The following is a 12306-nucleotide window of genomic DNA, read 5'->3' as shown; positions in this document are numbered from 1 at the left end:
CCTCACTCCGTCTCAGGCGCCCAGGTACACCCGGGGCACGCGCCCTCCGATACGGGTGACGATCTCATACGCGATCGTGTCTGACGCTTGAGCCCAGTCCTCGGCGGTGGGCTCGCCGCGCTCCGCGTCCCCGAAGATGACGGCTTCGTCACCCACCGCCGCCCGGTCGCCGTCGAGGTCGACGACGAACTGGTCCATGGCCACCCGCCCGGCGACACGGCGGATCTTCCCGCCGACGAGGACCGGGCCGCGCCCGGAGGCGGCCCGCGGGATGCCGTCGGCGTAGCCCGCCGGGATCAGCGCGAGGGCGGTCTCGGCGTCGGTGACGTAGTGGTGCCCGTAGCTCACGCCGTGCCCGGCCGGGACGTTCTTGACCAGCGCGACGGAGGCCTTGAGGGCCATGGCGGGCCGCAGGCCCAGCTGGGCCGGGGTGCCGAGCTCGGGCGCGGGCGAGACCCCGTAGACGGCCAGCCCGCAGCGCACGAGGTCGAAGTGCGACTCGGGCACGGTGAGGGTGGCGGGCGAGTTGGCGATGTGCCGGACCTCGGGCTCGACGCCCTCCTTCTCGGCGTACGCGAGCATGTCGCGGAAGGCGGCGAGCTGGAGCTGGATGGACGGGTGTCCGGGCTCGTCGGCGCAGGCGAAGTGCGACCAGACGCCGGTGACCTGGACGGCGCCTTCCGCCTGGGCGGCGACGGCCGCCCCGACGAGCTCCGCCCAGTCGGCGGGCTGGCAGCCGTTGCGGCCGAGTCCGGTGTCGGCCTTGAGCTGGATCCTGGCGGGCCGGCCGGCCGCCCTGGCGGCTTCACGTACCTCGTCCAGGGCCCACATCCCGCTGACGGAGACGTCGAGATCGGCCTCGACGGCCGCCTGCCAGGGGCCGCCGGGGGTCCACAGCCAGCACATGATCCGGCCTTCGATCCCGGCGGCGCGCAGCGCGAGCGCCTCGTCGGGCGTGGCGGTACCGAGCCAGGTGGCGCCGGCCTCCTGGGCAGCCTTGGCACAGGCCAGGGCCCCGTGCCCGTAGGCGTTCGCCTTGACGACGGCCATCAGCTCGGCCCGGGGTGCCCGTTCGCGCAGCGCGCGCACGTTCGCCCGTACGGCATCGAGGTCGATCTCGGCGTACACGCGCGTCGGTGTCTCGTTCATCCCCCACAGTCTCTCAGAACCCCTGCCGCCCCCTGCTCGGGGCGCCACGTGCACACCGCTGCCGCTTGCGGCGCGGGGTCCGGGGCGGATCCCCGGCAGGGGCGCGGCGCCCGGGCCCGTCACGGCCGGCGGACGTCGCGCCAGGCGGTCGGCAGGGCTGCGGCCACGTCCTGGGCCAGCAGCGGCCCGCCGGTGAGCCTGGCCGCCAGACCGTGGAGGTACGCCGCCACCGACCCGGCGTCAGCCCCGGACAGCCCGCCCGCCAGCAGGGACCCGGCCAGCCCGGACAGCACGTCCCCGCTCCCCGCGGTGGCCAGCCACGCGGTCCCCGTCGGGTTGACCCGGACGGCCGCCACCCCGGCGGAGGCGACCAGCGTCGTCGAGCCCTTCAGCAGTACCGCCGCCCCGTACCGCTGCGAAAGCGCCCGCGCCGCGGCCAGCCGCCCCGCCTCCACCGACTCCCGCGAGACCGCCAGCAGCGCCGCCGCCTCCCCCGCGTGCGGGGTGAGGAGGGTCGGGGCCGTCCGGGCCCGCAGCACCCCGGCGTCCAGCCCCCGCAGCCCGTCCGCGTCGATCAGGACCGGCACGTCCTGCGCCAGCAGGTCCGCGACCTCCCCGCCGCGCCCCTCGCCCAGTCCCGGCCCGACCACCCACGCCTGTACGCGGCCCCGGCCGATCAGCGTCTCGGGGTACCGGGCGAGCACGGACTCCGCCGCCGGTCCGACGTACCGCACCGCGCCCGCGCCGCCCCGCAGCGCCCCCGCCACGGCCAGCACGGCCGCGCCCGGGTACTGGAGGGAACCGGCGACGATCCCGACCACGCCCCGCCGGTACTTGTCGCTCGACGCCGTCGGCACGGGCAGCAGCCCCGCCACATCGGCGTGCTGCAGGGCCTCCACGGCGGGCGCGGACAGTTCGAGCCCGATGTCCACCAGGTGCACCACGCCCGCCCGCGAGGCCCCGGGATCGATCAGCAGTCCGGGCTTGTACGCCCCGAAGGTCACCGTCACATCGGCCGTGACGGCGGGCCCCGCCACCTCCCCGGTGTCCGCGTCCACGCCGCTCGGCAGATCCACGGCGACCACGGGGACCCCCTGCGGGATCCCCTCCACCAGCGCTGCGGCCGCTGGCCGCAGACCGCCCCGCCCGCCGATCCCGAGCAGCCCGTCCACGACGAGGTCCGCCCGCCGCGGGACCTCCCGCGCGATCCGCCCGCCGGCGGCCCGCAGCGCGGCGGACCCGCCCGCGTGCATCCGCTCGGGGTCCATCGGCACCGCCGTCACCCCGGCCCCGCGCCGGGCGAGCCGCGCCCCGGCGTAGAGGGCGTCACCGCCGTTGTCGCCGGGCCCGACCAGCAGGACGACCCGCCCCCCGTAGACCCTCGGCAACAGCCCGGCGCAGACGGCGGCCAGCCCGGCCGCCGCGCGCTGCATCAGGGCGCCTTCGGGCAGTCGGGCCATCAGCTCGCGCTCGGCGGCCCGTACGGTCTCCACGCTGTAAGCAGTACGCATGGCACCAGCGTGCCCGACGAGGACGCAAAGGGGGTGTCTTGCCGATCAGGCCGGAACAGGGAGCGGCTTCTGGTGCCGTGTATCGCAAGGCCGAGGAGGGAGTCGACGCGGTGGGGGCACCTCCCAGCGGTAGCTGGGGGACGTCGGCGACCGACGAGAACGCGGCGAGGCGCGGCACCAGACGCCGCGAGCCCGGCCTGATCGGCAAGACACCCCCTAACCCTCGGCGATCACCACGGCGGACGCGACACCGGCGTCGTGGCTCAGCGAGATGTGCCAGGACTTCACGCCCAGTTCCAGCGCCCGCGCCTCGACCGTCCCGGACACCCGCAGCCGCGGCTGCCCGGAGTCCTCCACGTACACCTCGGCATCGGTCCACAGCAGCCCGGCGGGCGCGCCGAGCGCCTTGGCCAGCGCCTCCTTGGCCGCGAACCGGGCGGCGAGCGAGGCGATTCCGCGCCGCTCACCGCTCGGCAGCGTCAACTCGTCGTCGAGGAAGAGCCGCTGCGCCATGTTCGGCGTCCGCTCCAGCGCCGCACCGAACCGCTCGATCTCCGCGACGTCGATCCCCACGCCGATAATCACCGCATCAGCCCCCACTACTCCACCGTCACCGACTTTGCGAGGTTACGCGGCTGGTCCACCTCGTTGCCGCGCGCCGTCGCCAACTCGCACGCGAACACCTGCAGGGGCACCGTCGCCACCAGCGGCTGGAGCAGCGTCGGGGTGGCCGGGATCCGGATCAGGTGGTCGGCGTACGGGACGACCGCCTCGTCGCCCTCCTCCGCGATCACGATGGTCCGCGCCCCGCGCGCCCTGATCTCCTGGATGTTCGACACGATCTTGTCGTGGAGCACCGACCGCCCGCGCGGCGACGGGACGACCACCACCACCGGCAGGTCCTGCTCGATCAGCGCGATCGGACCGTGCTTGAGCTCGCCCGCCGCGAAGCCCTCGGCGTGCATGTACGCCAGCTCCTTGAGCTTGAGCGCACCCTCCAGCGCCACCGGGTACCCCACGTGCCGCCCCAGGAACAGCACGGTGTTCTTGTCGGCCAGGGACCGTGCGAGCGCCCGTACCGGCTCCATGGTCTCCAGGACGGTGTCCACCGCCGCGGCGATGTCCGACAGCTCCCGGATCACCGCCTCGATCTCGTCGCCCCACTTCGTGCCCCGTACCTGCCCGAGGTACAGCGCGACGAGGTAGCAGGCCACCAGCTGCGTCAAGAACGCCTTGGTCGAGGCGACGGCCACCTCGGGACCGGCGTGCGTGTACAGCACGGCATCGGACTCGCGCGGGATCGTCGAGCCGTTCGTATTGCAGATGGCCAGCACCCTGGCGCCCTGCTCGCGCGCGTGCCGCAGCGCCATCAGGGTGTCCATGGTCTCGCCGGACTGCGAGATCGCGACCACCAGCGTCCGCTGGTCCAGGATCGGGTCGCGGTAGCGGAACTCGCTCGCCAGCTCCGTCTCGCACGGGATGCGGGTCCAGTGCTCGATGGCCAGCTTCGCGATCATGCCCGCGTGGTACGCCGTACCGCACGCCACGATCACGACCTTGTCGACCTCCCTGAGCACCGAGACGGGGATGCGCACCTCGTCCAGGGTCAGCGAGCCGCTCGCGTCGATCCTGCCCAGGAGGGTGTCGGCGACAGCCTTCGGCTGCTCGGCGATCTCCTTGAGCATGAAGTAGTCATAACCCCCCTTCTCGGCCGCCGAGGCGTCCCAGTCCACGTGGTACGCCCGCACGGACGCGGGCGCACCGTCGAAGTCGGTCACCGTCACCCCGTCGCGGCGGAGCTCGACGACCTGGTCCTGCCCCAGCTCGATCGCGGACCGGGTGTGGGCGATGAACGCGGCCACGTCCGAGGCGAGGAAGTTCTCTCCCTCTCCAACGCCCACCACCAGGGGCGAGTTCCGGCGCGCGCCGACCACCACGTCCGGCTCGTCGGCGTGCACCGCGACCAGCGTGAAGGCGCCCTCCAGCTGCCGGCACACCTGCCGCATCGCCGCCGCCAGGTCCGCGGTCTGCCCGAACCGCTCGGCGAGCAGGTGCGCCACGACCTCGGTGTCCGTCTCGGACTCCAGCCGGTGCCCGCGCTCGGCCAGTTCGGCACGGAGCGCGGCGAAGTTCTCGATGATGCCGTTGTGCACGACGGCCACCCGGCCGGAGTTGTCCAGGTGGGGATGGGCGTTGACGTCGGTGGGCCCGCCATGGGTGGCCCACCGGGTGTGCCCCAGTCCGGTGGATCCGGCCGGCATCGGTCTGCCGACGAGCTCCTTCTCCAGGTTGACGAGCTTCCCGGCCTTCTTCACGGAGGTCAGGCCCCCGTCGGAAAGCACGGCGACGCCAGCCGAGTCGTAGCCGCGGTACTCCAGCCGCTTGAGTCCGGCGATGACCACATCGAGCGCCGACTGCGCTCCCACGTAACCCACAATTCCGCACATAGGCCGCAGCGTACGCCGAAGTCGCCCGCCTGCCCCGTACCTGAACAAGACGAAAACCCGCCCCGGCGAATACGCCGGAGCGGGGTCGACGGTCAGTCAGACCGGGCTCAGCCGAGCTTCTTGACCTGGGCGTCGACGACGGCCTTCGGCTGCTCGGCGGTGCCGGTCAGGCTCAGGGCCGAGAAGGTCGCGAGGGTGTTCCCCTTGCGCACGACCACGAGCTCCATGCTGAGCTTCTCGCCGTCCGCGTCGCCCACCACGGTGTAGGAGAGCGCCTCGTCACCGGCGGTGACCGCGGCACCGGGAGCCAGCTTGGTGATCTTGAGGGAGTCGCCGGCCTGGCTGCCCGTGTAGCCGCCGGTGCAGGCCGTGCCCGCCTTCTTGATGATGCCGAAGGCCTCCTCGGCGCCCTTGCCCTCGTACGAGGACAGGGTGACGGAGGTGGCGGTGGCGCCCAGGGCGTTCATCGCGGCCTTCAGCTTGTCCTCGGGGCTGGCGTCCGCGGCGGGCTCCTTGCCCTTGGCGACGGCCTTGGTACGGGCGGTGCCCGCGGCGGAGCCGACCGGGGCCATGGACTGCGCCTTGACCAGCGGCTGGCACTCGGGCTTGTCGCTGGTGGCGCCGGCCGCCGCGGCGGCCTCGGCCGGGGTGGCCGGCTTGACCACGTGCTCGGGCAGGTCGGCCTGGACCACGAGCAGGCCGGTCAGCTCGGCGTCCGTCTTCGCCTTGGCGGCAGGCGCGGCCGACGCCGCCGGGGCGCCGGTGGACGGCTTGGCGTCCGCCTTGGTGTCGGCCTTGTCGGCACCGCAGGCGGTGGCCAGCAGGGTCAGGGACACCGCGGACGCGGCCAGGACGCTACGACGGACAAGAGCGGTACGCACGAAAGATCTCCCCCATGGAGCACGACGAATTCAGGGCAGCACGAAGAACTTCTCGGAGCTGCGGTGATCCACAATGTACGGGCGATTCGATCACGCGATCGGGTTTTCGCGCGGCGGCTCCGGATCGTGACCAGGGCGAGACCCCCGCTGCGCCGAATCGAGACCGGCCCCGGCCCGGGCCCCTGCCCGCTCCCCCCGCACCCCCTCGGCACGTGACCGACCCCACCACCCACAACCGCCCCCGAGCCCCGACAATGGCGGTGTGATCACTTCGCCGCCACGAAGCAGCACGCCGGACAGCGCAACGGGGCGCAATGGCCGGGAGGGGCACCCCACGCGCCCCGCCCACCGGCGGGGCCCCGAGCCCTCGCCGTACGTCGACCTCGCCCGTGCCGAGTGGAGCGCCCTGCGCGAGCGGACCCCGCTGCCGCTCACCGCCGACGAGGTCGAGCGGCTGCGCGGCCTCGGCGACGTCATCGACCTCGACGAGGTCCGTGACGTGTACCTGCCACTGTCCCGCCTCCTGAACCTGTACGTCGGCGCCACCAGCAACCTCCGGGGCACCCTCAACACCTTCCTCGGCGACGCGGGCAACGGCCACGGGGCCCAGCAGGGCACCCCGTTCGTCATAGGGGTCGCCGGCTCGGTCGCCGTGGGCAAGTCCACCGTGGCCCGTCTGCTCCAGGCCCTCCTCGCCCGCTGGCCCGAGCACCCGCGCGTGGAGCTCGTCACCACCGACGGCTTCCTCTACCCGATGAAGGAGCTCCAGCGGCGCGGGCTCACGTCCCGCAAGGGCTTCCCCGAGTCCTACGACCGCCGTGCGCTCACCCGCTTCGTCGCCGACATCAAGGCCGGGAAGGACGAGGTCCGGGCCCCGGTCTACTCGCACCTGATCTACGACATCGTGCCGGGCGAGGAGCTCGTCGTACGCCGCCCGGACATCCTCATCGTCGAGGGCCTCAACGTGCTCCAGCCGGCCCTCCCCGGCAAGGACGGCCGGACCCGCGTCGGCCTCGCCGACTACTTCGACTTCAGCGTGTACGTGGACGCGCGCCCCGAGGACATCGAGCGCTGGTACCTGGGCCGCTTCCGGAAGCTGCGCGAGACCGCCTTCCAGAATCCTTTCTCCTACTTCCGCAAGTACACCCAGGTCTCCGAGGAGGAGGCCATGGAGTACGCGCAGACGATGTGGCGGACCGTCAACAAGCCCAACCTGCTGGAGAACGTGGCCCCCACCCGCGGCCGCGCCACCCTGGTCGTACGCAAAGGACCGGACCACAAGGTGCAGAAGCTGAGCCTGCGCAAGCTCTAGTGGCTAGGGTGCGGGAATGCTGCATCTCCGGATGATCACCCCGCACCACCTCACCGAGCAGGTGGTGGCGCTGATCGGCCGGACGGTCGGAACCACCCATCTGGTCGTGCTGACCGGCGCCGCCCGCGACCCCGAGGGCGATCTCGTACTGTGCGACGTCGCCCGCGAGGCGGCCGACGAGCTGCTGCAGGAGATGCGCTCGATCGGCATCGGCAAGACCGGTTCGATCGCCGTCGAGAACATCGACCTGTCGATCTCCGCACGCGCCGACGACGCGGAGGAGGAGGCGCCGGGCGAGGCCGCCGACGCGGTGGTCTGGGAACAGCTCGCCGAGTCGACCCACGAGGAATCCACCCTCACGATCACCTACGGCGTCTTCATGATCGTGGCGACGATGATCGCGGCCTGCGGCGTGATCCTGGACAACGCCATCCTGATCGTGGGCGCCATGGCGGTCGGCCCGGAGTTCGGCCCGCTCGCCGGCATCTGCACGGGCCTGGTGCAGCGCCGGCCGAGGCTGGCCGGGCGCTCGCTCTTCGCGCTGGTCGTCGGCTTCACGGCGGCGATCGTGGCGACGACGGCCTTCAGTCTGGTGATGGACGCGCTCGGCCTGTTCCACGGCGGAATGCTCGACAACCCCCGGCCGAACACCAGCTTCATCTGGCAGCCCGACCCGTTCTCCTTCGTCGTGGCGCTGCTCGCCGGCGTGGCCGGCATGCTGTCGCTGACGTCGGCGAAGGCCGGTGCGCTGGTCGGCGTGGCGATCTCCGTCACCACCGTCCCGGCGGGCGCCAACGCCGCCGTGGCGCTCAGCTACGGAGAGTTCGCCCAGATGTGGGGCTCCGCCATCCAGCTGGCGCTCAACCTGGGCGGCATCATCCTCTCGGGCACGCTCACCCTCATCGCCTGGAAACTGCTGTGGCGCACCCAGCAGAGCCGGATGATCCGGAAGCCGGGTGCGCCACGCGGGCCGAGCGGTGCGGTTTAGCCCAGCGCCGACTTCACGACGTCCGCGAGCCGGCCGGCCACCGCGCGGGCCTGCTCGATGTCCGCGGCCTCCACCATCACCCGTACGAGCGGCTCCGTACCCGACGGACGGAGCAGCACCCGCCCGGTGGTGCCGAGCTCGCGCTCGGCGTCGGCCACCGCCGCCGCCAGCTCCGCGGAGGTCCCCACGCGGGACCTGTCCACGTCGGGAACGTTGATCAGCACCTGCGGCAGCCGCTGCATGACGCCCGCCAGCTCGGCGAGGGACTTGCCGGTGGCCGCGACGCGCGCCGCCAGCAGCAAGCCGGTCAGCGTGCCGTCGCCGGTCGTCGCGTGGTCGAGGATGATCACGTGGCCGGACTGCTCGCCGCCCAGCGCGTAGCCGTGCTCCTTCATCGACTCCAGCACGTACCGGTCGCCGACGCCGGTCTGCACGACCTGGATGCCCTCGGCCTCCATGGCCAGCTTGAAGCCCAGGTTCGACATCACGGTGCCGACCACGGTGTTCTCGCGCAGCTGCCCGGCCTCGCGCATGGCCAGCGCCAGCACCGCGAGGATCTGGTCGCCGTCGACCTCCGCGCCGGTGCCGTCCACGGCCAGGCAGCGGTCCGCGTCACCGTCGTGCGCGATGCCGAGGTCCGCGCCGTGCTCGACCACGGCCGCCTTGAGCAGGCCGAGGTGGGTGGAGCCGCAGCCGTCGTTGATGTTCAGGCCGTTGGGCTCGGCGCCGATCGTGACGATCTCCGCGCCGGCCCGGGTGAAGGCCTCGGGCGACACGTACGCGGCCGCGCCGTGCGCCTCGTCCAGGACGACCTTCAGGCCGTCGAGGCGGTTGGGGAGGACCCCGATGAGGTGGGCGACGTACTTGTCGAAGCCCTCGGTGTAGTCGGAGACCCGGCCGACGCCGGAGCCGGTGGGCCGGTCCCAGGGAGCGCCGGTGCGGTGCTCCTCGTAGGTCGACTCGATGCGGTCCTCCAGCTCGTCGGCGAGCTTGTGGCCGCCGCGCGCGAAGAACTTGATCCCGTTGTCGGGCATGGCGTTGTGGCTGGCGGAGAGCATCACGCCGAGGTCGGCACCCAGCGCACCGGTGAGATACGCCACCGCCGGGGTGGGCAGCACACCGACGCGCAGGACGTCCACGCCCGCGCTCGCGAGGCCGGCCACGACCGCCGCCTCGAGGAATTCGCCGGAGGCCCGGGGGTCCCGGCCGACCACGGCGGTCGCGCGGTGACCCGCGAAGGTACCCGCTTCGGCCAGTACGTGGGCAGCCGCCACGGAGAGGCCGAGCGCGAGCTCCGCCGTCAGATCCGCGTTGGCGACGCCGCGTACACCGTCCGTCCCGAAGAGTCGTCCCACTGTTGTCCTCCCGAGTTTCCGCTTCGCTTTGTGACCGCTTGTGACAGGTATTTGCCGCTTGTGGCGGTAAACGAACCGCCCCGGCAGCACAGAGAGTGCTGCCGGGGCGGTTTCGTTGCAGAACAGCAGGCGCAGATTAACGCTTGCTGTACTGCGGAGCCTTACGGGCCTTCTTGAGACCGGCCTTCTTGCGCTCGACCGCACGGTCGTCGCGGGAGAGGAAGCCGGCCTTCTTCAGCGCCGGGCGGTTGTTGTCCACGTCCGCCTCGTTCAGCGCACGGGCCACACCGAGGCGCAGGGCGCCGGCCTGGCCGGAGACGCCGCCACCCGCGATGCGGGCGATGATGTCGTAGCGGTTGTCCAGCTCAAGGAGCTTGAACGGCTCGTTGACTTCCTGCTGGTGCACCTTGTTGGGGAAGTAGTCCTCAAGGGTGCGACCGTTGATCTTCCACTTGCCGGTGCCCGGAACGATCCGGACGCGGGCGATGGCGTTCTTGCGACGGCCCAGGCCGGCAGCCGGCTGGGGGTCGCCGAAGCGACCGGCAAGGGACTCGGAGGTGTAGTCGCCCTCGACGACGACCTCAGACTCGCTGGTGTACTCCTCGACGTTGCCCTCGAACTCGTCGACGGGGGTCGTCTCGGCGGTGGTCTCGGCCACGATGCTCCTCAGAATTTTCTACGTCTTAGGGGGTGGCCGGAACTACTGCGCGACCTGGGTGATCTCGAACGGCACCGGCTGCTGGGCAGCGTGGGGGTGCTGGTCGCCCGAGTAGACCTTCAGCTTCGAGAGCATCTGACGGCCCAGGGTGTTCTTGGGGAGCATGCCCTTGATGGCCTTCTCGACGGCCTTCTCCGGGTTGTTCGCCAGGAGGTCGTCGTAGCGCACGGAGCGGAGACCACCCGGGTAGCCGGAGTGGCGGTACGCCATCTTCTGCGACGCCTTGTTGCCGGACAGGTGAACCTTGTCGGCGTTGACGATGATGACGAAGTCGCCCATGTCCATGTGGGGGGCGTAGGTCGGCTTGTGCTTGCCCTTCAGGAGGGCAGCGGCCTGGGTCGCCAGACGGCCGAGGACAACGTCCTGGGCGTCGATGACGAGCCACTGGCGCGAGATGTCGCCGGGCTTGGGGCTGAACGTACGCACGCGTATGCCTTCGCTTCTTCAGTGGTGGTATCCCCTGGGGCGCAAGCCCTGCGGGAAGGGTCCTGACAGGTCACCACGGACGATCACGACAGCCCTCGTTCACATCAGGGACGCAACCCGTGTGAACCGCTGGTCATCGGCCCGGTGGACCGGCGTAAGGCCCTTTCACGTGAGAATGAGCAAGCCAATACGCATAACAAACCAGCAGGATACCCAAGCAGACCCATACGGGTCAAAACGCGGTCCGCGATGCCGATTCTGCTGGCGTCGCGGCGCACTCCGGTTCGGTCCTGGGAGGGGACCCCGCAGTTGTTACAGGGTCCAGAGTAACCCGCCCGGAGCGCAGCGCACGACGCCCCAGCAGGATCGCGAGCCCGCACAGGGTGGCGCAGTCCTTGAACGCCCGCCGCTTGCGCTCCAGCTCCGAGGGCCACGGGATCCCCGCCACCTGCGGCCCCAGGGCCGCCCAGAACCAGGGCGAGCGGGGCATCGAGCCCGGCCGCACCGCCGAGGCGAGCAGCAGCGGCAGGACCACCAGCAGGTAGTGGTCGAAGGACGGCCGCGAGACCAGGAATGCGGCGAGCATCACCATGCAGGCCGTCTCCACCAGCCGCAGCTCGCCGTCGTCGGCCTCGTCCGTCCGCCGCCACCGCGTCCAGGCCGCCCACAGTCCGGCCCCGGCACCCGCGAACGCGACCAGCACCGCCAGCGGCTCCGGCACCCCCAGCCGCGGCAGCACCGCGATCGGCGAGGCGTCCCACGGGAGCGCGTACGCGTCCTGCCCCTGGAGCAGGAACGGCAGGGTCTTGGTGAAGAACAGCGACGGGCTCGGCATCAGCAGCGCGCCGGCCATCGAGATCCCCAGCGGCACGAGCACGGCCGCGGCCAGCCCCCGCCACCGCCGGGCGACCAGGAAGAGCAGCCCCATCGGCACCAGCATCGGCTTGCAGGCGATGGCCAGCCCCACCACCAGGCCGGCCGCCCCCCAGTGCCGCCGGTGCGCGAGCAGCAGCGCCACCGGCAGCGCGGCCGCCGAGATGGCGGTCCAGTTACCGATCAGCACGAGGTTGATGTACGGCTTGTAGGCGAGGGCGAGGACCGGGAAGCCGACCACCGCGAAGCGCGAGCGCAGCGGCACCGAGAACAGCCGCAGCGCCGCCAGCCACCCCACGCCCAGCAGCGCCGACATCGCGACCGGCAGCGTCCACCTCAGCACCACCTGCGGCAGCAGCGCCTCCGGCACCGCCATCAGCACGGCACTGGGCAGGTACAGGAAGCGCTTGTCCTCGTACGGGGACCCGCCCGCCAGCAGCGTTTCCGCGGCCTTGACCACGAAGGCGTTGTCCGAGCCCCAGTTCTCCCGCAGGCTCGTGGAGACGGCGATCCCCAGCAGCACCGCGAGCGAGAGGAGCTGCCAGGGCCGCGAGGCGGGCCGCAGCAGCCAGTCGATCAGCCGGTTGCCGGCGGGCGCGCTCCCGGGGATCCGGGCCCCGGCGTTCTGGGTCTCCCACTTCATCAG

General features: G+C 72.0%; 11 protein-coding genes. 2 read left to right on the top strand and 9 right to left on the bottom strand.

Annotation, left to right across the window (positions count from 1 at the left end; genetic code table 11):
- Positions 1 to 12: 12 nt before the first annotated feature.
- The 5 genes from alr to OG429_RS23105 all read right to left on the bottom strand — a co-directional run bounded on the left by alr (position 13) and on the right by OG429_RS23105 (position 5988).
- Positions 13 to 1149: an alanine racemase gene (gene alr / locus OG429_RS23125; RefSeq protein WP_328927176.1), complete on the bottom strand. Its 1137-nt coding sequence runs from the start codon at positions 1147 to 1149 to the stop codon at positions 13 to 15.
- A gap of 119 nt (positions 1150 to 1268) precedes the next feature.
- Positions 1269 to 2660 carry an NAD(P)H-hydrate epimerase gene (locus tag OG429_RS23120; protein WP_328927175.1) on the bottom strand — a complete coding sequence of 464 codons (1392 nt, stop codon included), beginning with the start codon at positions 2658 to 2660 and terminating at the stop codon, positions 1269 to 1271.
- A gap of 216 nt (positions 2661 to 2876) precedes the next feature.
- Complete coding sequence (locus OG429_RS23115; RefSeq protein WP_328927174.1) at positions 2877 to 3245, bottom strand: holo-ACP synthase; 369 nt, start codon at positions 3243 to 3245, stop codon at positions 2877 to 2879.
- Between the two features lie 14 nt (positions 3246 to 3259).
- A complete protein-coding gene (gene glmS, locus OG429_RS23110; protein ID WP_328927173.1) occupies positions 3260 to 5107 on the bottom strand; it encodes a glutamine--fructose-6-phosphate transaminase (isomerizing) in 1848 nt (615 codons plus the stop codon).
- Between the two features lie 107 nt (positions 5108 to 5214).
- Positions 5215 to 5988: a hypothetical protein gene (locus OG429_RS23105; RefSeq protein WP_328927172.1), complete on the bottom strand. Its 774-nt coding sequence runs from the start codon at positions 5986 to 5988 to the stop codon at positions 5215 to 5217.
- Positions 5989 to 6250: 262 nt separating this feature from the next.
- Here OG429_RS23105 and coaA point away from each other — a divergent pair, with 262 nt between their 5' ends.
- Both coaA and OG429_RS23095 read left to right on the top strand, forming a co-directional pair.
- Positions 6251 to 7300 carry a type I pantothenate kinase gene (gene coaA, locus OG429_RS23100; RefSeq protein ID WP_328927171.1) on the top strand — a complete coding sequence of 350 codons (1050 nt, stop codon included), beginning with the start codon at positions 6251 to 6253 and terminating at the stop codon, positions 7298 to 7300.
- Between the two features lie 16 nt (positions 7301 to 7316).
- Positions 7317 to 8288 carry a DUF389 domain-containing protein gene (locus OG429_RS23095; RefSeq protein ID WP_328927170.1) on the top strand — a complete coding sequence of 324 codons (972 nt, stop codon included), beginning with the start codon at positions 7317 to 7319 and terminating at the stop codon, positions 8286 to 8288.
- On the opposite strand, the gene glmM is transcribed toward OG429_RS23095, so the two are convergent.
- The 4 genes from glmM to OG429_RS23075 form a co-directional block, all read right to left on the bottom strand.
- Positions 8285 to 9643, bottom strand: a complete 1359-nt coding sequence (gene glmM, locus OG429_RS23090; RefSeq protein WP_328927169.1) for a phosphoglucosamine mutase — start codon at positions 9641 to 9643, stop codon at positions 8285 to 8287. The genes OG429_RS23095 and glmM overlap by 4 nt on opposite strands.
- A gap of 136 nt (positions 9644 to 9779) precedes the next feature.
- The gene (gene rpsI / locus OG429_RS23085; RefSeq protein ID WP_215143970.1) at positions 9780 to 10301 is read right to left on the bottom strand and encodes a 30S ribosomal protein S9; all 522 of its coding nucleotides are present in this window, start codon (positions 10299 to 10301) and stop codon (positions 9780 to 9782) included.
- Positions 10302 to 10343: 42 nt separating this feature from the next.
- Complete coding sequence (gene rplM, locus OG429_RS23080; protein ID WP_150258788.1) at positions 10344 to 10787, bottom strand: 50S ribosomal protein L13; 444 nt, start codon at positions 10785 to 10787, stop codon at positions 10344 to 10346.
- Positions 10788 to 11019: 232 nt separating this feature from the next.
- Positions 11020 to 12303: a glycosyltransferase family 87 protein gene (locus tag OG429_RS23075; RefSeq protein WP_328927168.1), complete on the bottom strand. Its 1284-nt coding sequence runs from the start codon at positions 12301 to 12303 to the stop codon at positions 11020 to 11022.
- Positions 12304 to 12306 lie beyond the last annotated feature (3 nt).

The organism is Streptomyces sp. NBC_00190 (assembly GCF_036203305.1).
In the GTDB taxonomy this organism is placed as follows: Bacteria; Actinomycetota; Actinomycetes; order Streptomycetales; family Streptomycetaceae; genus Streptomyces.
Note: the sequence above shows the minus strand (reverse complement) of the source record. Positions and strands in the feature narration are given on the sequence as shown.

Bases quoted from the DNA above. Each gene is read 5' to 3' on its own strand.
- OG429_RS23120 (WP_328927175.1), bottom strand. From the start codon at position 2,660: ATGCGTACTGCTTACAGCGTGGAGACCGTACGGGCCGCCGAGCGCGAG.
- OG429_RS23075 (WP_328927168.1), bottom strand. From the start codon at position 12,303: ATGAAGTGGGAGACCCAGAACGCCGGGGCCCGGATCCCCGGGAGCGCG.
- glmS (WP_328927173.1), bottom strand. From the start codon at position 5,107: ATGTGCGGAATTGTGGGTTACGTGGGAGCGCAGTCGGCGCTCGATGTG.
- alr (WP_328927176.1), bottom strand. From the start codon at position 1,149: ATGAACGAGACACCGACGCGCGTGTACGCCGAGATCGACCTCGATGCC.
- OG429_RS23095 (WP_328927170.1), top strand. From the start codon at position 7,317: ATGCTGCATCTCCGGATGATCACCCCGCACCACCTCACCGAGCAGGTG.